At 48.0% G+C, this 23,033-nt stretch carries 23 protein-coding genes, 1 pseudogene and 1 riboswitch; of the genes and pseudogenes, 14 read left to right on the top strand and 10 right to left on the bottom strand.

Annotated elements, in window-relative coordinates:
• Window positions 1-765: a DUF3450 domain-containing protein gene (locus tag LN341_RS19935; protein WP_234205422.1), complete on the bottom strand. Its 765-nt coding sequence runs from the start codon at window positions 763-765 to the stop codon at window positions 1-3.
• A 250-nt stretch (window positions 766-1,015) separates the two neighbouring features.
• Between LN341_RS19935 and LN341_RS19930 the strand changes: the two genes are divergently transcribed.
• On the top strand, window positions 1,016-1,477 hold the full coding sequence (locus tag LN341_RS19930) for a hypothetical protein (protein WP_234205420.1): 462 nt from the start codon (window positions 1,016-1,018) through the stop codon (window positions 1,475-1,477).
• A 239-nt stretch (window positions 1,478-1,716) separates the two neighbouring features.
• Window positions 1,717-2,358, top strand: coding sequence for a hypothetical protein (locus LN341_RS19925; RefSeq protein WP_234205418.1), 642 nt, complete (start codon window positions 1,717-1,719; stop codon window positions 2,356-2,358).
• 303 nt (window positions 2,359-2,661) lie between these two features.
• Here the strand turns inward: LN341_RS19925 and LN341_RS19920 are convergent, their stop codons facing one another.
• Entirely contained in the window at window positions 2,662-3,147 is a 486-nt protein-coding gene (locus LN341_RS19920) for a hypothetical protein (protein WP_234205417.1), read from the bottom strand.
• A 610-nt stretch (window positions 3,148-3,757) separates the two neighbouring features.
• Between LN341_RS19920 and LN341_RS19915 the strand changes: the two genes are divergently transcribed.
• Window positions 3,758-6,346 carry a family 20 glycosylhydrolase gene (locus LN341_RS19915; RefSeq protein ID WP_234205415.1) on the top strand — a complete coding sequence of 863 codons (2,589 nt, stop codon included), beginning with the start codon at window positions 3,758-3,760 and terminating at the stop codon, window positions 6,344-6,346.
• 72 nt (window positions 6,347-6,418) lie between these two features.
• Here LN341_RS19915 and LN341_RS19910 read toward each other — a convergent pair whose 3' ends face one another.
• Window positions 6,419-6,769, bottom strand: a complete 351-nt coding sequence (locus LN341_RS19910; RefSeq protein ID WP_046221185.1) for a VOC family protein — start codon at window positions 6,767-6,769, stop codon at window positions 6,419-6,421.
• Between the two features lie 192 nt (window positions 6,770-6,961).
• Window positions 6,962-7,059, top strand: a riboswitch (TPP riboswitch).
• 100 nt (window positions 7,060-7,159) lie between these two features.
• Here LN341_RS19910 and thiD point away from each other — a divergent pair.
• The 7 genes and pseudogenes from thiD to LN341_RS19875 all read left to right on the top strand — a co-directional run bounded on the left by thiD (window position 7,160) and on the right by LN341_RS19875 (window position 13,538).
• Entirely contained in the window at window positions 7,160-8,044 is an 885-nt protein-coding gene (thiD, locus tag LN341_RS19905; RefSeq protein WP_234205413.1) for a bifunctional hydroxymethylpyrimidine kinase/phosphomethylpyrimidine kinase, read from the top strand.
• Window positions 8,041-8,853: an ABC transporter ATP-binding protein gene (locus LN341_RS19900; RefSeq protein ID WP_234205411.1), complete on the top strand. Its 813-nt coding sequence runs from the start codon at window positions 8,041-8,043 to the stop codon at window positions 8,851-8,853. The genes thiD and LN341_RS19900 overlap by 4 nt, the downstream gene beginning before the upstream one ends.
• Window positions 8,854-8,920: 67 nt before the next feature.
• A pseudogene (locus LN341_RS19895) lies at window positions 8,921-9,661 on the top strand (ABC transporter permease); the annotation flags it as partial.
• A gap of 28 nt (window positions 9,662-9,689) precedes the next feature.
• Window positions 9,690-10,631: an ABC transporter substrate-binding protein gene (locus LN341_RS19890; protein WP_234205409.1), complete on the top strand. Its 942-nt coding sequence runs from the start codon at window positions 9,690-9,692 to the stop codon at window positions 10,629-10,631.
• Window positions 10,632-10,671: 40 nt separating this feature from the next.
• Window positions 10,672-11,334, top strand: a complete 663-nt coding sequence (gene tenA, locus LN341_RS19885) for a thiaminase II (RefSeq protein WP_046221182.1) — start codon at window positions 10,672-10,674, stop codon at window positions 11,332-11,334.
• 177 nt (window positions 11,335-11,511) lie between these two features.
• Entirely contained in the window at window positions 11,512-12,174 is a 663-nt protein-coding gene (locus LN341_RS19880) for a TrkA family potassium uptake protein (RefSeq protein WP_046221181.1), read from the top strand.
• Window positions 12,171-13,538: a TrkH family potassium uptake protein gene (locus LN341_RS19875; RefSeq protein ID WP_234205407.1), complete on the top strand. Its 1,368-nt coding sequence runs from the start codon at window positions 12,171-12,173 to the stop codon at window positions 13,536-13,538. The genes LN341_RS19880 and LN341_RS19875 overlap by 4 nt, the downstream gene beginning before the upstream one ends.
• Here the strand turns inward: LN341_RS19875 and LN341_RS19870 are convergent.
• Entirely contained in the window at window positions 13,535-14,137 is a 603-nt protein-coding gene (locus LN341_RS19870; RefSeq protein WP_046221179.1) for a TetR/AcrR family transcriptional regulator, read from the bottom strand. The genes LN341_RS19875 and LN341_RS19870 overlap by 4 nt on opposite strands.
• 104 nt (window positions 14,138-14,241) lie before the next feature.
• On the opposite strand from LN341_RS19870, the gene LN341_RS19865 reads away from it, so the two are divergent.
• Entirely contained in the window at window positions 14,242-14,853 is a 612-nt protein-coding gene (locus tag LN341_RS19865; RefSeq protein WP_234205405.1) for a glutathione S-transferase, read from the top strand.
• Window positions 14,854-15,009: 156 nt separating this feature from the next.
• Here the strand turns inward: LN341_RS19865 and LN341_RS19860 are convergent, their stop codons facing one another.
• The 5 genes from LN341_RS19860 to LN341_RS19840 form a co-directional block, all read right to left on the bottom strand.
• Entirely contained in the window at window positions 15,010-15,555 is a 546-nt protein-coding gene (locus LN341_RS19860) for a YaeQ family protein (protein WP_046221178.1), read from the bottom strand.
• Window positions 15,556-15,590: 35 nt separating this feature from the next.
• Window positions 15,591-16,055 carry a hypothetical protein gene (locus LN341_RS19855; RefSeq protein WP_144409066.1) on the bottom strand — a complete coding sequence of 155 codons (465 nt, stop codon included), beginning with the start codon at window positions 16,053-16,055 and terminating at the stop codon, window positions 15,591-15,593.
• Window positions 16,056-16,106: 51 nt separating this feature from the next.
• Window positions 16,107-16,421, bottom strand: coding sequence for a GIY-YIG nuclease family protein (locus LN341_RS19850; RefSeq protein WP_200896207.1), 315 nt, complete (start codon window positions 16,419-16,421; stop codon window positions 16,107-16,109).
• Window positions 16,414-17,091: a YceH family protein gene (locus LN341_RS19845; protein ID WP_046221175.1), complete on the bottom strand. Its 678-nt coding sequence runs from the start codon at window positions 17,089-17,091 to the stop codon at window positions 16,414-16,416. Before LN341_RS19845 ends, LN341_RS19850 begins: the two co-directional genes overlap by 8 nt.
• Before the next feature lie 150 nt (window positions 17,092-17,241).
• Window positions 17,242-18,189 (bottom strand): diguanylate cyclase domain-containing protein, encoded by a 948-nt coding sequence (locus LN341_RS19840; RefSeq protein ID WP_234205403.1) that lies wholly within the window; start codon window positions 18,187-18,189, stop codon window positions 17,242-17,244.
• A gap of 266 nt (window positions 18,190-18,455) precedes the next feature.
• Here LN341_RS19840 and LN341_RS19835 point away from each other — a divergent pair, with 266 nt between their 5' ends.
• From LN341_RS19835 to LN341_RS19825, 3 genes are all read left to right on the top strand, one after another.
• A complete protein-coding gene (locus LN341_RS19835) occupies window positions 18,456-18,908 on the top strand; it encodes a DUF3069 domain-containing protein (protein ID WP_046221173.1) in 453 nt (150 codons plus the stop codon).
• 163 nt (window positions 18,909-19,071) lie between these two features.
• Window positions 19,072-21,468: a fatty acid cis/trans isomerase gene (locus LN341_RS19830; RefSeq protein ID WP_234205400.1), complete on the top strand. Its 2,397-nt coding sequence runs from the start codon at window positions 19,072-19,074 to the stop codon at window positions 21,466-21,468.
• Window positions 21,469-21,633: 165 nt separating this feature from the next.
• Complete coding sequence (locus LN341_RS19825; protein ID WP_234205398.1) at window positions 21,634-22,455, top strand: DUF2797 domain-containing protein; 822 nt, start codon at window positions 21,634-21,636, stop codon at window positions 22,453-22,455.
• Window positions 22,456-22,531: 76 nt separating this feature from the next.
• On the opposite strand, the gene LN341_RS19820 is transcribed toward LN341_RS19825, so the two are convergent.
• The gene (locus tag LN341_RS19820) at window positions 22,532-22,954 is read right to left on the bottom strand and encodes a RimK/LysX family protein (protein ID WP_234205397.1); all 423 of its coding nucleotides are present in this window, start codon (window positions 22,952-22,954) and stop codon (window positions 22,532-22,534) included.
• Window positions 22,955-23,033 lie beyond the last annotated feature (79 nt).

Here is a 23,033-nt window from a genome sequence, read left to right as displayed (position 1 = left end):
TCAGTTCGCCTCCAGATTTACAGAAACAGGAAGAGAGATCAGACCCGGGGCGATTTGTTTCGATGCCATAGCAAATGCTTTATCCAGCTCAGTCCCAGCCTGAGATTCCAATGATTGCCATTGATGTGTGCCGTCATTCCATGCCCAGTAGCGCTGGCCATCAAGGCTACGTGCCACGAAGGCCACACGGCCGAGATACAGCAGATCGGCTTCAATATTTTCCGCGTCACTCAGGGCCAATTTGCCCTGATAGACACCCAGCTTAGTACCGTAGTCCATTTCAATCTGGTAAGCCTCGAGAATACGACGATACTTCTCAGCGTCGCTGATATCGGCCTGAGCCATCATGAACTCCAGCTTTGCAATCCGCGCTAACCTTTGCTCTCGTTTGATCGGTTTGTCATCTTCTACCACAGATTTCAGACCATCGATCATTTTGTACATCAATGGCACCACACCCTGGCGGGTTTCTTTGATGCCTGAAATCTGCTCGCTCAGACTGCTTTTTTCTGATTCCTGGCTCTCAACCAGACGAGCCAGATGATCCCGATAGACGATCAGGTTTTTCACTTCTTCCTGCAGAGCTTCAATGTCAGCCTTCATTGAAAGCGTTGCATCTGCACTTTTATCAATCTTGTTCTGGCTTTGTTGGGCAGACTGATTGATTTTGCTCTCAATATTGCGGGCCACTTCAAGTGTATTGGCGCCTGCATTTATGCTCAGACCGAGTGCAATCACGGTCAGACTGGATTTCATCATGTTCATCTTGGAGCCGTTACCTTAAGCATCCTGTTCAAAAGCAAGCTATTGAGCCAACTTCCCATCACTATTCAATGACTCATTAAGCTGAGTGACTGGTCACACATCTTAGTTGAAAACAAATCTCATTTAAACTATAAAATCCGGAAATTTTGCTTCCGCCTCTGCCACAACAGCACGGCGCAGATCAGGCCAAATCACGCATTCAGAACAATCCGGATGGTAGACAGTGACCTGAAGAAACTGGAACGATATAATGCGCAGGATTATCAGTTACTCGGAAAGTAAAGTGTCCAATCTCTCCATTGAATCGATTCAACAACAGCTGTCTGACTTAGGCTTCCGCCCGGAAGGGATCAGAATTGTGACGGTTTCAGCGATGACTCCAGAGTTATTAGAAACTTGCACGACTCAGGAAAATGAATGTTTCTATAACTCTTACATGAATGTCATTTACCGCAAGGGAGAGCGGTACGTGTTAGGGTTTCGCTGCGAAGATCCGATCGTTGATCATGCGATCATTCGCTCAGGTGATCAGTATTACGATCCGACATTACAGGCGAATGGCGATTTCACATCCTATCAGTTTGCGATACTCACAGAATTTACCGTTTTCGATATGATGCACCATGCAAAGGCGAATAAGGACTTTCCACCAGATCTTGACTACCTGTTTACGAAAGCAAGCAAGTTCAAAAATGTGATTGCTGTCAAATAGCGTAGCAGGTGAGTCGGTTACTGCACCGTGCCACCTTTGTCTCTTCAGAGAATATTCAGTAAAACTTTGAGCTAATGCTCAAAGTTTTATGATATCCCCAAGATTTTAACGTTAACCCATGAGATTTTGTGCGTTGTGTGGCATAAATGTGCTTTATTGCTTAGTGTGTCTGCATCTGCGCAATAAACTGTTTTTCGTATAGTTATCAAATGTTAACGATTCATTGGAAGGAATTAAGCATGAAACCTTTGGTTTACAGTCTGATCGGTTTGTCTCTGGCCGGATGTAGCAAGGGCGTTCTTGTCTCTATTCCTGAAAGCTTACAATCGGCTGAATTGCCGGATACCGGTTTTTTAGTCGGTAGCATTGGCGCATCAACGATTTGGCCGTCTACCGGTGAAAACTTAAAAACAACACTGTATTTCAGTCGAGCTGAGTCAGAGCAAAATTTCACAATTTCAAATACGAACGACTCCACTGACTTCCGCAGCACCACCGCTGTAAGTTCTTTATTTACTGTGCCACTGCCATCGGGGAACTATCTGCTTCATACGATCACGTTTACAGGTACGGACGGTCGAAAAACTGTCCATACACAAACCGATAAACAGCTGGATTTAAGTTTTTCTGTCAAGCCAGGAGAAATTACTTATCTGGGCGAGTTTATTGCCAGTAGTAAAGTTTCCCGAAGTTCACTGTGGAACACAGATTATCCCAATGGGAAAGGTTATCTGACACACAGTTATGCGCTAGAAAGGGATCGCAACTTTTTCTACGAGCTGCACCCTGAGTTTTCCGGAAAGCAATTCAATACAGTCACCTTTAACGCCAGCCATTCTCAGCTATTAAAATTGCAGTCGCCATCCGGGCCAGAAAGCTGACCCTTACTTACAACCGTCTTCCGCTAAAAATGACTATTCCCTTTAAATACAAGGGTTTATTTGTGTAACATTGCTCATGTTCAGGACAAAAAAATACCACAAAAATCCAACATTGAATGCTTGACATTGGCCAAGACGATACGGCTTCTGGGGTTCGGCCATTTCCCACAGAGTTATACACAGCTTTTGTGGATAACGACATGGTTATCCCTCGCTTTACTCATTCAACCACAATTTACTGCTAAAAAATTGAATTAAAAAGCCAGGAAAATTCCTGGCCAAATCATTCCACTTCGATATTACTTATTGTAAATTTGTGCAATCAGTGTCTTCAATCGTAAACGCCGTACTGAATCCGAACTTTGATAGAGTTTCCACCTCAACAGGATAGAAACCTACATCTATAGCATCTGACACATAATCTAAATCAATTGTATAGGTCTTCAACCCTATCATCTTAACTTGCTCCGGCACACAACTGTCGGCGTCCCCCTCCTTAAAACACAGACCTGATGCAGGAACTTCAATCTTGGCGCAACCAGTTTCCTCTCCACCATAGTTACTGAGATCAATGAGATCACCATCTGGTGCGTTCACCGGTATATTAAGGTTTGATTTAAGTACATCCCAGCTATAGTACCCATTCTCTAATGCAGGTGCTGCCCCTTCAATTTGGGCTCCATCAATAGAAAAAACTTCGACCTTGTGATCAATCAAATTTTCAAGCGTCTCTTCATCACAGCCAGCCAGGGCCAGTAATGAGCATAAAATTACTGCTGCTCTTGTCATATTATTATCCTTTGTCGTATCAGGTTATTGCCGGGTGAGTATCTTCTACCAGTGAGCGGAAATCCACTTCTAATCGTGAAACTGATAGCTGGCTGCCATTTTTGCAAAGCAACTGATTTGTTTACTGAATGGATTTACATTTTATGTGTAAGTCGCCGCTTTTATACCCAACATGGTGGCCGTCTTTGTTGAAATCTGTGTGCTGTTCATGACACTTTGCGTTAAAATCACCGTTCATCAGCAAGAATCAGTATGATTTCCCCGAATTTCAATACACGTTCTACCTCAGAATAATTCATCTGCTGAAGCAGTCCTTCAGCACCTGGTTATCAGTGCTCAATATTTTATAACGCGTAGTAAGCACGATTCACGCTGACACCACAGTTGCCAGAAATGCCCTGCGAAACCAGGCATCATCTCCCACCCCGCTTAAAATTAAATCTCCATCACGAACATCTGTTGATTTTATGTACAGCAAGTATGCTTTATTAGGCACAGCTGCCAGTTTTACTATCTTTTTTTGAATTTTTTGCTGTTGCTATTTTCATCAATCAGCTCTTGTAGTTAGGCTAGAAATGTTTATTTCGCTCATCAAAAAAAGGAACCTAAGATGATAAAAACGTCAGTATTAGCACTTGCATTGTCAGCTGTATTTGCTGCACCTGCGATGGCTATTCCTGCTGCAGACCTGGACCAGCTAGGTCAGGGGTTGGATGTGACTTACACCGTTTTGGATAACACTCAGGATGACTGGGTCACTTTCCGCGCGAAGATTGATTTCACAAACCAAAGCAGTAAAACATTACCCGCGACAGGTTGGTCAATTTACTTCAGCCATATTCGCATGGTTGAAAGTGTCTTAACCGACCAGGTGAAAATCAGCCATGTTAACGGGGATATGTTTAAACTCGAGCCTACCGCAAACTTTGTACCTCTGGCTCCGGGACAATCGCTTGCCATTGAGTTTGACGCAGCAAACTGGCAGGTCGCAAAAACTGACGTAATGCCAAACTGGTATTTCGTGTCTGAAGATCAGGGCCAGACCATCACATCGCTGATCACCAGTACCAGTAACCGCGTGAATGGCCTGGTCCCGACCAAGCCATCAGAAGAACTTCCTTTCGTAGCGGATTTTTCAACGCCACAACAATGGAAACGTTATGGAAGTGCTGCCATAACCGATTTTTACGATCCTTTTACCGCGCAAGACAGATACCAGCGTAATGCTGATCTCAATGTCATCAGCAATGCCAATGGCGTGATTCCTACGCCAGCCGAAATGACGCTTGGTACTGGTGATGTCACGCTGGATTCAACCTGGGTCATCGTTTACGGCAACGGTTATGAAGATCAGGCCATGTTCCTGGCCAACCAACTGGGTATCACCGCTGCGCCCTGGTCACCCACGACACAAAAACGTATCAATATGGGCTGGGGCCAGGTCAACATCAATGGCGTCCAAAAATGGGAAGAGGCATATAACCTAAACGTTGACGCCGCCAGTGAGGTCATCACCATCGGTGCTGCAGATCCTGCAGGTGCACTTTATGCCTCCCAGTCATTGTTGCAATTAATTGACGGCAATAAAGTTCCCGCAGTACAGATTGCTGATGCCCCTCGTTTTGCATACCGTGGCTTCTCCGTCGATGCAGTCCGTAACTTCCGTACCAAAGATTCGATTCTTCAGCTACTCGACCAAATGGCCGCATTTAAACTGAACAAACTGCACTTGCGCCTGGCTGATGATGAAGGCTGGCGTATAGAAATTGCCGGTTTGCCTGAGCTGACAGATGTTGGTGCAACACGCTGTCATGATCCTGAAGAAAAAACCTGTCTGTTACCTTTCCTGGGGGCTGGCCCTGAGGGTTCACCTGAATCCAATGGTTATTACACAGCGGCAGACTATCAGGAAATTCTGAGCCATGCCGCTGCACTGAACATCGAAGTCGTGCCAGAGATCGATATCCCAGGACATGCACACGCGGCGATCAAAGCGATGGAAGCTCGCTATGACCATTACGCGGCACAAGGAAACATGGCAGAAGCGAACAAATATCTGCTGACCGATTTTAACGATACCACTCAGTATCTGTCGGTTCAGATGTTCACAGACAACGCCATCAACGTGTGTATGGAATCAACCTATAACTTTGTTGATGCCGTCGTGAGCGGCCTTGTCAGCCTGCATCAGGGCGTTCAGCCCCTCAAAACCTTCCACTTCGGGGGTGACGAAATTGCTGGTGCGTGGATTAACTCGCCTGCCTGTCAGGATTTCATTGCCAACAATACTGATGGTGTGAACAGCGTCTCGGATCTGAGCCGTTACTTTGTTGAACGTATTTCTGTGATCACAGCCAACTATGGTCTGGATATGGCAGGCTGGGAAGACGGACTGATGCACGATGGTCAGGTTTACCCTCGCTCACAAATGGCAAACAGCCAGCTCTGGGGGAACGCATGGCAGAATATCTGGGAATGGGGTGTCGCAGATCGTGCCTACAATCTGGCCAATAACGACTATAAAGTCGTCTATAACCATGCGACCCACCTGTACTTTGACCACCCATATGAGCCCGATCCAAACGAGCGTGGCTACTACTGGGCACCACGCTTTACCGACACCCGTAAAACCTTTGGTTTCATGCCAGATGATGTCTTCGCCAATGCTGACTTCACTCGCGCCGGTGCACCGATCACCAAAGCCGAAGTGGTTGCTTCAGCAGGTGTGAAAAAGCTGCTCAAGCCTGAGAATGTTCTGGGTCTTCAGGGATCGCTCTGGGCCGAAACTGTCCGTACCGAAGACCAGTTTGAAGGGATGGTCTTCCCTCGCGTGTTAGGCCTGGCTGAACGTGCCTGGCACACGGCTACTTGGGAAGCCAATGACAACGCTGGCATTGCTTTGGATGAAACCGGACGTAACACAGATTACAACCAGTTCGCCAACCTGCTGGGTCAGAAAGTACTGCCGAAACTGGAGCAAGCGGGTATCGCGTTTAACCTGCCAGTTCCCGGCGGTGTGATTGAGAATGGTGTCCTTCAAGCCAATTCGACGTTCCCGGGTCTGACGATTGAGTACTCAACCGATCAAGGCGCGAGCTGGCAGTCGTACGACCATCTCAACCCACCCGCGGTTGCGGCAGGTGTTCAGCTGAGAACTGTTTCCGGTCTGCGAGCCAGCCGGGTAGCAACAGTTAACTAAGTGATATCACCGACTCACAGAGCTCCTTCGGGAGCTCTGTTTCATTTCAACCCTGATGTTCTGACCCTGAGCTTATTCAGACCATACTGCCAGTTCATTACCACTTGGCTCAGTGAAGTGAAAGCGTCTGCCGCCAGGAAAAGAAAAAATCGGCTTCACAATCACCCCACCTGCCGCGATCACGGCCTGTTCAGTGGCTTCCAGATTGTCACTGTAAATCACAATCAGTGCAGACCCTTTTTCAACCTGAGAAAACAATGGCGCAGCATAAAATCCGCCATCCAGCCCCTGCTCTGAAAATGCAGTGTATTCATCACCATAATCGATGAATGACCAGCCAAAAACGCGCTCAAAAAACGCCTTTGTCTTAGATAGTTGGGCTGCGGGAAATTCAACATAATTTATTTGATGGTGCTTTTTCACTGTGGCGGCTCCTTAATGGCTGATTTCAAAAGACATGATCGACAACGAAAGCTTAGCTGGTTTTACCTCATTAAACTCACCTGTCACCAATTTGGTGTAATTCTTTTGCTTTCTGAGAAACAACAAGGTTAGAATGACCGGCGCGAAAAAGTGCTTAAATGTTAGTTTCAGCACATCGCATCAGATGAAGAAATACGTTAGTCGGGGAGCCGTAAGGCTGAGACCACAGAGTGGGACCCGTTGAACCTGATCCAGTTAATACTGGCGTAGGGAACTAGCAGCATTGCCCGTCACCTTCTCATCCTGACCAGGATGCTCACGAAGTGTAACCCGGCGACTGTTCGTCACCCCTGCGTAATCAAACGATGATTTTGATAGCAAGGGATGCCGATGAACACGCCCACAATAGCCAAACCTTCTCCGTTAAATAATCCTGCACGTACTCCGATTACGCTGACCATTGCCGGTTCAGACAGCGGCGGCGGTGCGGGCATTCAGGCAGACATTAAAGCGATTTCAGCAACAGGTGGCTATGCCTGTTCCGTCATCACTGCACTGACGGCGCAAAATACACTGGGTGTCTCCGGCATCTTTCCTGTCAGCCCTGCGTTTGTTGAACAGCAATTGGATGCCGTTTTCAGTGATCTCGACATCCGGGCCGTCAAAATCGGGATGCTGAGTGATGCCGGTATCATCCAGGCCGTCGCAAAAAAGCTTCGCCAGTACCAGCCTGAATTTATCGTGCTGGACCCTGTGATGGTGGCCACCAGCGGGGATCTTTTACTCGAAGAAGACGCTATCAGTACGCTGAAAAATGAACTCATTCCTTTAGCCAACCTGATAACCCCGAACCTTCCCGAGGCCGTGACACTCACAGGCTCCGCCGGCCGGCATATCGATCCACCAGCCCTCAAGTGTCTTGATCAAGAAATGCTGATTGAGCAACTCAGAGCCATCAGCAACAATGCTGTGTTGCTCAAAGGCGGTCATTGGGAACATGACGCATTCAGCACGGATTACCTGATTACAAAAAGTGACACCGTCACCATTTCAGCCGAGCGTGTAGTAACTCGTAATACTCACGGTACAGGGTGCACTTTATCCGCTGCTATTGCCTCCTACCTGGCACAAGGCTTTAGCCTCGCCGACGCTGTCAATCAAGGCAAAACATATCTGACCGAAGCCCTGTGCCATGCAGATCTGCTCAGCATTGGTCAGGGACACGGACCCGTTCATCACTTCTATGCACTTCACTCGTTGAGGGATCAGGGATGAGCACATTCACTCCCCCGGTAAGTTATCCATTATTGCCGCCTGAAACTGAATTGAACAAACCCGGTATTCATATAAAGCAGCTGAGCTTGGCCTTTTCAGGTCAAAAGATCCCTTTATTCAGCCAGTTGGATTTAACGCTCCAGCCCGGGCAATGGCATTGCATTCTGGGTCAGAGTGGCTGCGGTAAAACCACTTTGCTGCGCCTGCTCGCCGATCTGTTACCCAAAGATGTGGCATGGAGCGGCGAACTGTCTGCTTCTGATAACCAAAGTATCAGTGGCCGTGTCGCCTATATGGCGCAGCAAGATCTGCTGCTACCCTGGTTAAATGTTCTGGACAACGTCTGCTTCAGCTTCAGACTGAAACAGGGTAAGGCCAGTGCAGCCGTGCAGGAGCGTGCAATCCAGCTCCTCCATCGAGTTGGATTAGGTGAAAAATTGCACGCCCGTCCATCGCAATTATCAGGGGGAATGCGACAGCGCGTTGCGCTTGTTCGCACCTTAATTCAGGACAAACCGCTGGTGTTAATGGATGAACCGTTTTCCGCTCTGGACGCCGTGACAAGATATAAGCTCCAGGATCTCGCCACTGAGTTGCTGGCTCAGCGCACCGTTCTGCTGATCACCCATGATCCTCAGGAAGCATTAAGGCTGGGTCACCACCTGTTTTTAATGCAAGGGAGACCAGGACGATTAAAGCATTTGCCCATTCCCGAAGGTGCACCGCCGAGAGCCATCAACGCTGAACTGGCCGTCAAACAACAAGCCATTATCGAGCAACTTTCCAGCCAGGGTGAGCGCAATGTTTAAAGCACTGGCAGACAAACGTGTGTTGACACCGATGAATTTTCGGCCACTTTTTCATCATTCTCTGAGTCGACTTGCGCTCAGTTCGGCGGTTCTGATCGGTTTCTGGCAGGGTATTGTCAGCCTGTTTCAGCTTCCCGGCTTTATTCTGCCGGCGCCGCTCGCCGTATTCCGCAAATTAATTCAGCGCCATGATGTCTTACTCAGCCATGCGGCTGTCACTATCAGCGAAATTGTCCTGGGGTTGGCCTTCGGGCTTGGCATTGGTCTGGTCTGCGCGCTGATGATGTTGCTTTTTAATCCGGTGAAACGCTGGTTGCTCCCTTTGCTCATCGCCAGCCAGGCTATTCCTGTTTTTGCCATTGCCCCGATTCTGATGCTCTGGCTGGGCTATGGCATTGCATCAAAAGTCGTCATGGCGGCCATTATCATCTTCTTTCCGGTGACAACCTGCTGCTATGACGGTTTGCGACACACCCCGCAGGGCTATTTAGATCTCGCGAAAACAATGAATGCCACCACATGGCAAATGTTGTGGCATATCCGGCTGCCGGCGGCCCTGCCCGCCCTGGCCTCAGGAATACGGGTTGCCGTGGTCGTCGCACCGATTGGCGCTGTTGTCGGAGAATGGGTTGGCGCCAGCGAAGGACTCGGCTACCTGATGCTGCAGGCCAACGCCCGCATGATGATCGATGAAATGTTTGCCGCTTTGCTGATTTTAGCAGGACTCTCTGTCTCGCTGTATTTTGCGACAGATTACCTGCTTAAACGTGCTATCCCCTGGCTGCCAGAGAATGGCCAGTCCCAATAAAATTCATCATACATAAGGAAAATAACAGATGACTTACTTACCGGCCCGAAGTGCCATCGCCCTTGCCATTACAAGTGTGGCCAGTCAGGCTCAGGCCAAAGACATGACCTTAATGCTGGACTGGTTTGTTAACCCGAATCACGGCCCGATCATTATTGCGCAGAAAAACGGATTGTTCGAAGAGCAGGGCTTAAACATCAAGATTCAGGAGCCTGCCGACCCTTCCATGCCAGCCAAACTGGTTGCAGCGGGAAAAGTGGATCTGGCGATCTCTTACCAAACCAGTCTGACCATTGATGTGGCAGCAGGGCTGCCGCTCATCAGGGCGTCGACGCTCATTGCAACACCGCTCAATACCTTGATGGTACTGGATAATAACAAGATCAAGACCATGGCAGATTTAAAAGGAAAAACGATTGGTATCGCAATTGCCGGCAATGAAGAGGCAACCGTCGGCACCATGCTCAAAACAGCAGGTGTCGACTTCACAGACGTTAAGATTGTCAATGTCGGATGGGCGCTCTCCTCGTCACTCGCCTCCGGGAAAGTTGACGCCATCTGGGGTGGATTACGCAATTTCGAATCGAACCAACTGGCGCTGGAAGGGTATAAAGCAAAATCTTTCTTCCCGGAAGAACATGGCGTGCCTCCTTACGACGAGCTGGTCGTTGTCGCCAATAAAAACCAGTACAACGCTGACGATCTGAAAAAATTCAACCTCGCCATTGAGAAAGCCACACAGTATCTCGTGAACCACCCGGATAAAGCCTGGCAAACCTTTGTCTCTTATTCTCCCGATACATTGAATAACGAGTTAAACAAACTGGCCTGGCGCGATACTTTACCTCGTTTTGCTCTCCGCCCTGCTGCCGTGGATCAGGAACGCTACAATCAGTTCTCTAAGTTTATGTATCAGCACAAAATTATCGATAATGCGCCTGAAGCAAAAGACTTTGTGCCTGCCTTTTAATTGCTGCATGAATGCCACTTTAACCGGGATGAAATAACCCATGAAACATCAAGATTTAATTGATGCCTGCCAGGACGACTGGCAAGCGTATACACACCATCACTTCGTCGCACAACTGGCACAAGGATCATTACCTTCAACTGCCTATCTTCATTACTTGAAACAGGATTTCCTGTTTCTGAAACATTATGCCCGTGCCTATGCACTGGCCATTTATAAAGCAACGACACTGGAAGAAATGCGACGTCCGCTGCCCAGCCTACAGGCACTGATTGGCAGTGAAATGCACCACCATGTCACCTATTGCCAACAATGGGGGCTGACAGAATCGGACATGGAAGCAGAGGCAGAAGATGTCGGAACCGTCGCCTATACCCGTTATGTTTTAGACACGGGCATGGCGGGCGATCTGACAGACTTATTTACTGCGCTGGCGCCATGCGCGATCGGCTATGCCATGATTGGCGAAAGGCTGATAAAAGCGCCTGACACCCGTATTCAAGGCAACCCTTACGCCAGCTGGATTCAGCTCTATGGCGGCGACAGCTTCCAGCACGATGTGCAAACCAGTATCCAACATCTGGACGAATTGCTAGAGCCTGTGTCACTGGTAAGTCCACGGGGCCAGCAGCTCATCAACATTTTCCGAACGGCCACCCGCATGGAAATTGCGTTCTGGCAGCAAGGTCTGGACGCCGCTTAATGCGTTCTTCGGAGGGGACGAGGTTCATTCCCTCTTTCATCGGTTCATGTGAAGAATATTCAGTTTCTGGACAATTTTTCTTTTAAATTCAGCTTATAAGACGGCCAGATAGACATTTCTGGCCTATCTTTTATGCATGCTTTGTGTCAGTGAACACATTATTTACAGGACAACAGCATGGCAGCTGAAAGTAAGCAAGTCGCCGTCATTGGCTTGGGACGGTTTGGAATGGCACTTTGTCATGAACTGAATCAGCATGGCGCCGAAGTTCTGGCTATCGACATAAATGAAGATCTGGTACGTAAAGCCGCAGATCATGTCACGCAAGCCATAGTCGCCGATTGCTCCGTGGAAGATACGGTTTCAGAACTCAAACTGGATGATTACGATATCGCGATGGTGGCTATCGGCGATAACGTCAACGCCAGTATTCTGACCACACTGATTTTAAAAGAATCAGGAGTAAAACAGGTTTGGGTGAAGGCCAAAGACAGATACCACGCTAAAATTCTGCACAAAATTGGTGCCGATCGTGTTGTGATGCCGGAAACAGAGATGGGGCAGCGCATTGCCCGTATCATGCTGGATACACGTATTTTTCATTATCTCGAACTGGGTAGTGGCCTGGCGATTGCCGAAGTTGTGGTGTTGACAACGATGATGGGCAACCCACTTTCTGCTCATCCTTGCTGTCAGGGCCAGCACACTCACCTTTTAGCCTTAAAACGAGGACCTGAACTCAGACCACATCCTGATAAAGACACCCGCATGGAAATCGGCGATATTCTGATCATCGCTGGGCCGGAATCAGAACTCAGCGTATTGTTAAAACGCATATGAAAGGTTTTATCGGTAAAGGCGGTATCTTTCATCTCAAAACACCGCATAAACAATCGCAATGGTCTGAGCCTAAAATCATCATTGTCAGCTTTCTTTCCATCCTGTTGCCCGCCTCGGTATTGCTGACATTACCCCTGTTTTCTCTGACAGGGTTAAGTTTTATTGATGCGTTATTTACCGCAACTTCAGCAATCAGTGTCACCGGGTTAGGCGTTGTCGATACCGGTACCCATTTCACACATAGCGGAAAAGTACTGCTGATGATTCTGATGCAGATTGGCGGACTGGGACAGATGACCTTGTCGGCAGTGTTGCTTTACATGTTCGGGGCTCGACTCAGCCTGAAACAGCAAGCTGTCACGAAAGGCGCTTTAGGGCAAGAGAACTCAATTAACATTCGTCGTCTGGTCATTCTCATCATACTGTTTACGTTCATTGTAGAAACAATCGGAACTATGATCCTGGCTATCCGTTGGGTGCCTGAATTTGGTGTGACCGAGGGGCTGTTTACTGCCGTATTTCATGCCATTTCTGCTTTTAATAATGCGGGGTTTTCACTGTTTTCTGACAGCTTGACAAGGTATCAGGACGATCCCCTGCTTCTGATGACTATCTCGCTGTTGTTTATCTGCGGCGGTCTGGGTTTCACTGTGGTGGCCGACTTATTTAAATGGTCAAAAACACGGCACCACAGACTGCGTTTACATTCTAAATTGATGCTGGTTGCCACGCCAACGCTGCTTCTGTCCGGTACCTTACTGTTCTGGCTGCTCGAAAGAAACAATGCCGCCACACTTGGCCAGTTACCAACCGGCTTGCAGTGGATAAATGCATTCTTTCAGTCAGCAACGGCCAGAACGGCCGGGTTTAACTCAGTGGACATCTCACAGTTTTCACAACCTGCTCTTTTGGTCATGATGGCGTTGATGTTGATAGGTGCTGGTTCGACATCAACCGGCGGGGGGATCAAAGTCTCTACTTTCGTCGTGGCTGTACTGGCGACAATCACCTTTTTACGTCAGCAGAACAATGTTGTGCTGTTTAAACGAACAATTGCCTGGAGTACAGTGCTCAAATGCCTGGCGATTATTGTTGTCAGTGGCTTAATTCTGATGCTTGCCATGTTTTTGTTAATGCTGACTGAAAAAGCTTCGTTTGATCGGGTGATGTTTGAAACCCTGTCAGCTTTTTCCACCGCAGGACTCAGTGCAGGACTGAGCGCATCCCTGTCTGAGCCAGGAAAAGTCATCATGGTGGTTGTGATGATTACAGGCCGTATCGGTCCGCTTACGCTGGCATATCTGCTTGCAAGACCGACAACAACCCAACTGAAATACCCGGAAGATAACGTCTATGCAGGCTAGTGATATTTAGCGCCCGCCTGATTCTGCATTGCCAAGAGACTCAGCAGTACCCCAACACCGTTATCAACCAGTTCATACTGGCGGGCTTTACCCAGTACCCGGATACCCTGCATTTGCATAACCAGAAAGTGACTGAAATGCTCCGCATCTGTGCTCATGTTCCATTCACCCTGCTCCTGAGCATTTTGAATGGCGGTCTGAAACCGTTCAGCAAGTGCGTTGAACAAAACGCCGCCTGTCGCCAGTACAGCCTCATCACAGTGTGCACGTTCCAATAAGGCGTTTTGCATAAAGCAACCACATGTCTGCTCGCGCTGCAGTGACGCAAAGCGCTTCAGATAAGCCACAATGTCCTCATAACCTGCTTTGTCATGGAGCAAATTATGCAACGGAGGAAACGACACTTTCTTCAGGTAATATTCTAAAGCTTCGCTGAATAACGTGGCTTTATCTGTATAAGTGTTATACAGACTGAACCGGTTAATTCCCAGACACTCAACCAGATCTGAGACGGAAGTATCGGCATACCCTTTCTGCCAGAAAAGCTCCATCGCCTGGATCAGCTTTTCTTCTCTATCAAAATTTTTGGTCCTAGCCATATTCTTATCTCTCGGGGTGCTCTTTTTGTACCGCCACGCTTGACGTAATGCACTTCAATCACTTAGATTTTATTCTAACTGAACATTCCGTTAAAGAGAAAACCATGAAAATCTATGAACTAGCTCAATCTCCAAGTGCTCGCCGTGTCAGTATTTTCCTTGCAGAAATGGGAATTGACGTTGAACGGGTCTCAGTGGATATTCGCGGGGGTGAAAACTTATCAGACGCCTTTCAGGCAAAGAGTCAAAATAGCCTGATACCTGTTCTTGAACTCAATGACGGCACGACGATTTGCGAATCGATCGCCATTTGCCGGTATTTTGATGAGAGTTATCCCAGTGAACATTCCTTATTCGGACAAACACCGTTAGAAAAAGCGCAAATAGAAATGTGGCAAAGAATTATTGAATTCAAAGGTTTATTCGTTGCTATGCAAGCTTTCAGAAATTTGACCGGTGTCTATAAAGACAGAGAAACCTGTGTGGAATCTTGGGGAGAGGTTTCTCGTCAGCGGTTAATCGAATTTCTGCCGACACTGGATAAGCGGCTATTTGAATCGACATTTGTTGCCGGTGAGCGGTTTACCGTGGCTGATATTAGCGCGTATGTGATGTGTAACTTCATGAAAAATTTAGATATACACCTGGATACTGGTTTGCCGCATCTACAAGCTTGGTTTGAAACGGTCAACCAGCGACCTTCTGTGCGTCCGTAATTACTCTTATGCACATTGGCCTTTGTGTTCTTGTCATACAGAGTAGTCGCGCGTGCTGACTTGCCTGAGAAGCATGATCCTGAAGAATAAGATCGTCTTTGATCACATGCCAAAGAATGAGTGGCTGATTGCCACTCATTATTATCCATCAACAGGTCATTCCCCGCGCTGCCACCATTGCGGCACGATTGTGCAATTGGCTTTTTCGCTCGACAGCCAGCAGTGCTCCCCTTCAATGGTCAACTGGAGCTGCATGCTTCGCTCTACCATCCCTTCAAGGCATTCGAGCACAGCATCTTCAATAAAAACCACGGACACATTCTTTAATTGGGCCGCTTTGGATTTCATCGACTGCCACCAGACCGGAGCAGCATGATCGCCATACGCATAAATCACAACCTGCTCAGCTTTCTGCGAGGCACGGCGAAGTCTTTTTTCATCAGGTAAGCCGAGCTCCAGCCAGCACTCAATGCCACCATGCAGGTTTTTTATCCAGAGATCGGGTTCATCGGTGTCACATAAGCCTTTGGTAAAAACCAACGCCTCATCAGCATGTAACCCCCATGCCAGTAAGCGCAGCATTAAACGTTGCAAGGTTTCTGAAGGATGACAGGCCAGCGTATGTGAACCGTCCAGATAACGACCTCGGTCAAGATCGGCGACATTGATATGTGCTTTGTAAATGGTGGCTTTCAGAGCCATAGATGGATTTCTCAGTAAAAAATAAAACGGAATATTCAGTATCGCAAAGCGGCAAAACGTTGATTCATCGCTTCCAGAGCATTTGCAACCTGTTGACATTCCAATGTTACACGTTCATCCGAGAATTCACTAAACCCATTTACATAATATTCTTGCGAATTTGCCAGTTTCGACTGCCAGGCAATCAAATCGACTTTAGGGAGTTGCTGCTTCACCACTTGTCGCCCGGCCTGGATATATTCTAAGGCGAGACGGGAATATTCGATGTACTGATGATTTACTTGTATTCGAGTGGGTTCAACACTTCGTGTGCATGCCTGCAACACAGCGTCTTTTAACAGATAAGTCGTGTATAAATTAATCAAACGCTGTGCATTTTCACTCAATGGCTGACCAGGCACAGGATGAGCGGTGATACCTGCCGCCTGGGCAGGTACGGCAATGCTTGCTGCTATCAGGCTGATGCCCAGCAACCGATGACACATCCATGATGATTTCACGAGAATCCCCTACTTCTACACAAGTACAATAATCTCGGAGCGCCCCTTCAATCAGAGCGAACCAACAAAGTAGTCGGGGAATAACTCAGCAATGGCGATATGTTCGGCAGCCAGCGCCTCTTTCGTCGATTTAGGCAGTTGCTTTATTTTATATTCAAGCTGCATCGCATTGCGTTTATCCCCAACCTGTGTGCTCCAGGCAAGTGCCAGAGGGCCTTTTCCTTTCAGGAAGCGCGCCCCTTTCTTACCGGATTGGTGTTCAGATAAACGACGGAATACATCCGTCGTTACCCCACAATATAGGCGATTACAGCGTGTACGTATTAAATAGACAGACCAGATTGGTGCAGGATCACGCTTATTCACATAACTCTCTGATTTTATCTTTCAGTGCTGTGACTTCGTCTCTCAACGCAACAACTTCACTTTCCAGTAACGCCAGCCGGTCTTCCACGGCATCACTGTATGAACTGTCTGACACATGATTAACGCTGTCTGCTCCATCAGAATAGACCCCCGCAAAATCATCACCACTAAACAGGTGCATGTATCGGCTATCACGTTTCCCAGCTTCACGGGGTAACCTGACGACAAATGGCCCTTTACCGCCTTCAGCCATTGCAGTGAGTACATTTTCCGCTTCTTTGACATCTGCAAAATGACACAGGCGATTCGTGCGGGTACGAATTTCTCCTGCCGTTTGCGGGCCTCTTAACAGCAGCACACAAAGTATCCCTTTCTCCTGTTCAGAGAACTGCAGTGTGCTGAATTCAGTGTTACAAAAGCGGTGCTGATATTTCGCCACCCGGCTGCCAAAGCCGGTAATTTCCTGAATAAGGCGCTTTGCTTTCAGGCTCTCAAGCGTATCCATGACAGTTGCCTCATCAAGCGACATCACAGGATCACGGTTACTTTTTTGGTTACAGGCAGTCGTCAGCGCATTCAGGGTTAATGGATACTGATCCGGAGTCGTGACTTCTTTTTCCAGCAGACAGCCAATCACTCGAGCTTCAATGTGGGTAAGAGACATATCCATACTTTGTTATCCTTTCTTCTTATCAATATCTGGCAACGATGCCAACAGGCATGATGTGAAGAGAGATTAGCATGGTCAAAGATTCCGACAAGCGGAAAAGTCGCATCAGGTCAGATGATGACCCGCGCTAGTTCGTTTGCCACTCGGTCATCAGGTAAACTCAGCGGCAATGTAACAGTTACGGCCCTGCTCTTTTGCCTGATAAAGCACCTTATCAACGATTTGATACATGTTTTCAGGCGACTCCAACCCGGTTGGCGTCCAGCAAACCATCCCCTGACTAACAGTGATTATCTTTGCGGTTGCGGAATGCTGATGGGGGATTTCCAGGCTTTCAATGCATTTTTTCAGCCGTTCACATTCCCGCACGGCCCGTGCCTGTCCACAATGACTCAATAAAACAACAAATTCTTCACCGCCATAGCGCGCAACCAGTTCTCCTGCCCGGCTAAAGTTATCTTTCAGCTCTTTCGCAACAAGCTGCAGACAGCGGTCGCCTTCTAAATGGCCGTAATGATCGTTATAGGATTTAAAGTGATCGACATCGATCATAATCATAGTCAGTGCTTGATTATTCCTGCCATTCAGCGCAATAAACTCTGCCAGTTTCTGATCCAGATACCGGCGGTTCGCGATCTTCGTCAGCCCGTCTTCATTCACTTGTTCAGACAGTTTTTCATTTGCCTGCCGGAGTTGCTCAGAAGCCGTTTTCAACTGATGGCGCATATTCGCAATCCGTTGCATCGCTTTAAGTTTCGAGACCAGAACTGTTTTATCGACGGGCTTCACCAGATAATCGTCTCCCCCCATATCAATGGCTTTGGCAATCATTTCAGGTTCTTCATGACCACTCAGAAAAATGATCGGCACCCATTCCGAATGCTGGACGCGAAGTTGTCTGACCACCTCGACACCATCCATATCCGGCATGCTGATATCCATCAAAACCAGATCAGGTTCAAACGCAGGATAACGCGAAATCGCTTCAGCCCCCGAGCCAACAGCTTCAACACTATGCCCAAGCCGCTGCAATCGCATTGCTAATTGCAGGCGCTCGACCTGAACATCATCCACCAGCAATATCCGCATGGCATCCATCAAGTTATCCTATTGAATTTATTTAGCATTGACTTAATCCATTTATAGCACACAGAGTTTGTTCGGTGATTGTTCATTCCTTAATACCGGTCACAACATCTCAATTTATCTCCGCCTCTCAACTTGCCGGTTTTGGTCTAAATATCACATTGTCAATACCTCAATCAGTATCTCTGTATCCAACAGGAAAAAGTCATCTATATTGACTTTTGGTGCCATGTCATTAGGATTCGCTTCCTTTACTTTTTACATGCTTAGGAATTTGTATGTCTGAGATTGAAAAACAAGACCTGGATCAGGTTGAAAACGCAGAATACACACTGGATGATTGTTCGCCCGAACTGCGTCAGGTTGTTGAATTCGAGAAAGTACCTGACGAGCTGCTCAACATGCTGATCAATGTGTATAAAGTTTCAGAGACGACATCACGTGAAGCGTGGGATGAGCTGCCAGGCAGCGCGCAAAATGTTCTGGACAACTTTGAACAATTTCATGCACTTGTTGCATTAAGCCAAAGCTATGCCGGTGTTGACTTTTTGACCGAAATGCAAGAGACACAGTTGCCTGATCACATGAGTGATGAAGAGCAAAGCGAGTACAAAGCCGTGCTGCTTGATAAAGTGCTGCGCAATTGTGTGAAAGACCTGTGCAAGCAATTGAAGCAGGCGCGTCGTCATCCGCCAATGAAGAAAGAGTTCCAGGCTATCTTCAGTCAGTAATATCCGGGGAGCGTCTTGCTCCCTGCCTTATTTCTTCTTCCCGCCAAAAGTGCAAAGCTGACTCCCCCTCAACGCGCTTCGCAATCGAACAATGTTTATGATTTCTTGAGATAACCGCCTCATTGCTTATACTTATTGCTTTTATGGCAGATATCTATCTCATATGACTGTTCATTTTCCCAAACTGACCCGACGTCCGGTGTTACTTTTCCTGGTCTTGATTGTCTCCGGTTGTGCAACATACGCGGGGTTTAATCTCGACCAGATGTACGGCAAACCTGCCCCTCAGACAAGAATCCTGCCTGCGGAGACAAGTCTGGCTCAACGCTACCTGAACGAAGTCAAACCTTTGGTTGAGAATCGCTGTGTTGTTTGTCATGCCTGTTACGATGCGCCCTGCCAGTTAAAAATGTCCTCTGCGGAAGGCATCGACCGAGGGTCAAACAAAGAAAAAGTCTATCAGGGCACGCGGCTGGTCGCCGCCAATACCACACGCATGTTTGTGGATGCCCACAGCACTGAAGAGTGGCGCAAAAAAGGATTCTCCCCGGTACTCAACGAAAGAGTCCAAAGTTCAGAAGCCAATACCCAGCTCAGTGTGATCTCAAGAATGCTCATGCTGAAACAAAATCATCCTCTGCCTGATGAGAAGGTACTGTCTGGCAACTGGGATTTCTCCCTCGACAGAAATGAGCAATGTCCGACCATTGAGGAAATGTCAGCTTATGAACAAAGTTACCCTTTGTGGGGCATGCCGTATGGCTTACCGCAGCTGCCAGATCATGAAAATCAGATTTTGATGGACTGGGTTGCCGCCGGTGCACCGATGACATCGCAATCTGAGATCCCTCAAGCCGTTAAACCTCAGATAGCAGAATGGGAACGTTTTCTCAATGGAGACGACTTCAAACATCAGCTGACCGCTCGTTATCTGTTTGAACACTGGTTTGTATCGCACCTTTATTTTCCCGATGCTGAGCCAGCATCAGATCAGACCGCATTCTTCAGGATTGTCCGTTCGCGTACAGCACCAGGCAAACCGGTAGATATCATTGCCACCCGTCGCCCCTTTGATGATCCGGGCGTTCAACGGGTTTACTACCGGATCCTGCCGGTTCGGGAAACCATTGTCGATAAAACCCATATGCCCTTTGCCCTGACCGGCGAACGCATGGCTCGACTGAAAGCCCACTTCATTGAGCCTGGCTATACAGTCAGTGCACTGCCCGGCTATACCCCAGAACTTGCAGCTAATCCTTTGCTCGCCTTTGAGCAACTTCCGGTGGGTGCCCGTTACCGTTATATGATTGATAACGCCCAGCACACGATTATGGGGTTCATCAAAGGGCCTGTCTGCCGGGGGCAACTGGCATTGAATGTCATCAATGACAGATTCTGGGTTGTCTTCGTCGATCCGGATATCGCAGATTCCCCGCAAGTGGCGGCTTTTTACGCCACTCAGGCCGATAATCTTCGCTTGCCGGCAGAAAAAAACAGCACCACTCTGCCACTACATAACTGGGTGACCTATTCCAAGCAACAGGGACGCTTCCTGAGAGCAAAAAATGCCTACCTCAATGATGCTTTCAAAAACGGCCAGCATCTGACGACCGACTTAATCTGGGATGGCGATGGCACCAACGACAACGCCGCTCTCACAATTTTCCGCCATTTTGACAGTGCAACCGTCGTAAAAGGTTTGGTCGGTGAGCAACCCAAAACCGCCTGGGTGCTGGACTATTCATTAATTGAACGTATCCACTACCTGCTGGTTGCGGGTTTCGATGTGTACGGCAACTTTGGTCACCAGTTACTCACGCGGATGTATATGGACTTTCTGCGGATGGAAGGTGAGTCAAACTTCCTGTCGCTCCTGCCTCCAGCGACACGCCGTAGTGAACTGGCCAACTGGTATCAGGATGCAAACCAAAGCCTGTTGCATTACCTTGAAGGGGATATCAACGACTTCTCACAACCGTCCGGCATTGAGTATAAAACGTCAAACCCCAAAGCCGAACTACTGGGCATGCTGCAGTCCAAGCTCAAAGGTGTTGACCAGAATCACACCCGTTACGCACTGGACAATGTGCAACTCAATAAAGAGAGCATCAGTCAGTTACATGCTTTAGCCCGGATACAAGGCCGTCAGGCCACGCTGTTTCCTGAATTGACCTTTATCATGATTGAGCCAACAGACACAAATGTACCACCACAGTTACTTACTCTGGTCCGTAACAGCGCTCATAAGAACATCTCCAGCCTGTTTGATGAAGAGAAAAATCGATTACCGTCTAACGATAATCTGACACTGGTCAACGGTTTGCTGGGCAGTTACCCAAGCGCTTTCTGGCATATCAGAGAAGCCGACTTGCAGGATGTTGTTTCGCAAGCCAAGCGAATTTACAGTGAGGAGGACTACCGGGCACTGCTGGATCACGTTGCCGTTCGGCGAACCAATCCTGATTTCTGGCCATTCAGCGATAAGTTAAATCAAATCTATCGCCAGAACAGGCCGATTGAAAGCGGCTTGCTGGACTACAACCGCCTGGAAAACCGCTAATTCCATACAGTTACTGAACCGGCCCATGTGAAGTGCCGAATTGTTGATAAAAAACGCAACCGGCCCAATTCACACGGGCCGTTTTTTCTTGTTGAAGACTGAAGTGGTACACTCGTACGACAGGGGCAAAGATCCCATCTTAAGCAATGTAAGCAGAGAACTATCATGCAAGGTACATTAAGTAAAATGCGTTCATCACTTGGCGATGTCGTCAGTTATCAACTGCTGGTTGGAGAGCAAACGCTTGATCTGAACCCGCTGATTGGCCATCACCTGCAGCTCACTTTCAGTGGCAATATTTTCTGCGATGCCTGCGGAAGAAAAACAAAAAAGAGCTATTCACAAGGGCATTGCTTTCCGTGTATGAAAAAACTGGCCCGTTGTGACATGTGTGTCATGAAACCGGAAACCTGTCACTATGCACAAGGCACATGCCGGGAGCCTGAATGGGGTGACACACACTGTATGGTGCCTCACTATGTGTACCTGTCCAACACGTCCGGCCTTAAAGTCGGAATCACCCGCCATACCCAAATTCCGACACGCTGGATTGATCAGGGTGCCACACAGGCTTTACCGATACTCAAAGTAAAGAACCGTCATCTTTCCGGGCTCGTTGAGGTTGCGTTAGCTGAATTTATTGCCGATAAAACCAACTGGCGGGCAATGTTGAAGGGAGATGCAGAGTCGATCGATTTAGCCAAAGAAGCAGAAAAGCTGCTGCCAGCGATTGAGGAAAAGTTACAGGATTTGTTGCTGCATTTTGGTGCGGATTCCATTGAACGTCTTGAATCAGACCTGGTCGAGATTACCTACCCTGTGAGTGCGTATCCAAAGAAAATACAATCCCATAATTTCGACAAAGAATCTGTTGTTGAAGGGATACTGCTTGGCATGAAAGGCCAATACCTGATCTTCGACACGGGTGTGATCAATGTGCGAAAATTCACCAGCTACGAAGTCTCGGTAGAGACCCGTCCCGCTTAAGCACAAGAAGAACAAGCCAGGCAGTTTTCCCTGCCTGGCTCAGTACATCAGGATGACATTTTGCGATGGTCGTCTATCAATTACTTCTTTTAGGCTGCACAAACTCTCGGGTTGAATCGACAATCGCGACATCTTTCGTGAAATTTTCACCCAATACAACCGCATCACCTTTCACCAGAGCAAAGTCGGTTAAGGCGTTCAGATCGCCCAGAACCGTTCTTACCTGAACAACGGCGGACTTAGTGTCCTCTTTACCTGCCCATCGGATCACAGGGAGTTCGAAATCCATACCCCGCGCCTTAAATTTCACCCATTCATTACCATCACGCTCAAACGGAACCAGTGCTGTCACACCCAGCGTCGATGATTTTTGTGCCTGGTTAATCTGTACTTTGACATATTGTTTTGCCGGACTGAACCATACCCATTCGTGCTGACCAAGAATCAACTTTCCATCTCGGGTTTTTACTTTCTTGGGCTGAGGCTTAACCGCAGGCACTTTGGCAAGCTTGGGTTTAGTTTCCGTGGGCGTGGCAACAGTCGGGGACGAGGGAGCTACCCGGGCTGATTCTGATGGT

The organism is Photobacterium sp. TLY01, assembly GCF_021432065.1.
In the GTDB taxonomy this organism is placed as follows: Bacteria; Pseudomonadota; Gammaproteobacteria; order Enterobacterales; family Vibrionaceae; genus Photobacterium; species Photobacterium halotolerans_A.
The sequence above is the reverse complement of the archived record's forward strand: the minus strand, read 5'-3'. Positions and strand labels throughout refer to the sequence as shown.

Bases quoted from the DNA above. Each gene is read 5' to 3' on its own strand.
- LN341_RS19935 (WP_234205422.1), bottom strand. From the start codon at position 765: ATGAACATGATGAAATCCAGTCTGACCGTGATTGCACTCGGTCTGAGC.
- LN341_RS19930 (WP_234205420.1), top strand. From the start codon at position 1,016: ATGCGCAGGATTATCAGTTACTCGGAAAGTAAAGTGTCCAATCTCTCC.
- LN341_RS19925 (WP_234205418.1), top strand. From the start codon at position 1,717: ATGAAACCTTTGGTTTACAGTCTGATCGGTTTGTCTCTGGCCGGATGT.
- LN341_RS19920 (WP_234205417.1), bottom strand. From the start codon at position 3,147: ATGACAAGAGCAGCAGTAATTTTATGCTCATTACTGGCCCTGGCTGGC.
- LN341_RS19915 (WP_234205415.1), top strand. From the start codon at position 3,758: ATGATAAAAACGTCAGTATTAGCACTTGCATTGTCAGCTGTATTTGCT.
- thiD (WP_234205413.1), top strand. From the start codon at position 7,160: ATGAACACGCCCACAATAGCCAAACCTTCTCCGTTAAATAATCCTGCA.
- LN341_RS19900 (WP_234205411.1), top strand. From the start codon at position 8,041: ATGAGCACATTCACTCCCCCGGTAAGTTATCCATTATTGCCGCCTGAA.
- LN341_RS19890 (WP_234205409.1), top strand. From the start codon at position 9,690: ATGACTTACTTACCGGCCCGAAGTGCCATCGCCCTTGCCATTACAAGT.
- tenA (WP_046221182.1), top strand. From the start codon at position 10,672: ATGAAACATCAAGATTTAATTGATGCCTGCCAGGACGACTGGCAAGCG.
- LN341_RS19880 (WP_046221181.1), top strand. From the start codon at position 11,512: ATGGCAGCTGAAAGTAAGCAAGTCGCCGTCATTGGCTTGGGACGGTTT.
- LN341_RS19875 (WP_234205407.1), top strand. From the start codon at position 12,171: ATGAAAGGTTTTATCGGTAAAGGCGGTATCTTTCATCTCAAAACACCG.
- LN341_RS19870 (WP_046221179.1), bottom strand. From the start codon at position 14,137: ATGGCTAGGACCAAAAATTTTGATAGAGAAGAAAAGCTGATCCAGGCG.
- LN341_RS19865 (WP_234205405.1), top strand. From the start codon at position 14,242: ATGAAAATCTATGAACTAGCTCAATCTCCAAGTGCTCGCCGTGTCAGT.
- LN341_RS19860 (WP_046221178.1), bottom strand. From the start codon at position 15,555: ATGGCTCTGAAAGCCACCATTTACAAAGCACATATCAATGTCGCCGAT.
- LN341_RS19845 (WP_046221175.1), bottom strand. From the start codon at position 17,091: ATGGATATGTCTCTTACCCACATTGAAGCTCGAGTGATTGGCTGTCTG.
- LN341_RS19840 (WP_234205403.1), bottom strand. From the start codon at position 18,189: ATGGATGCCATGCGGATATTGCTGGTGGATGATGTTCAGGTCGAGCGC.
- LN341_RS19835 (WP_046221173.1), top strand. From the start codon at position 18,456: ATGTCTGAGATTGAAAAACAAGACCTGGATCAGGTTGAAAACGCAGAA.
- LN341_RS19830 (WP_234205400.1), top strand. From the start codon at position 19,072: ATGACTGTTCATTTTCCCAAACTGACCCGACGTCCGGTGTTACTTTTC.
- LN341_RS19825 (WP_234205398.1), top strand. From the start codon at position 21,634: ATGCAAGGTACATTAAGTAAAATGCGTTCATCACTTGGCGATGTCGTC.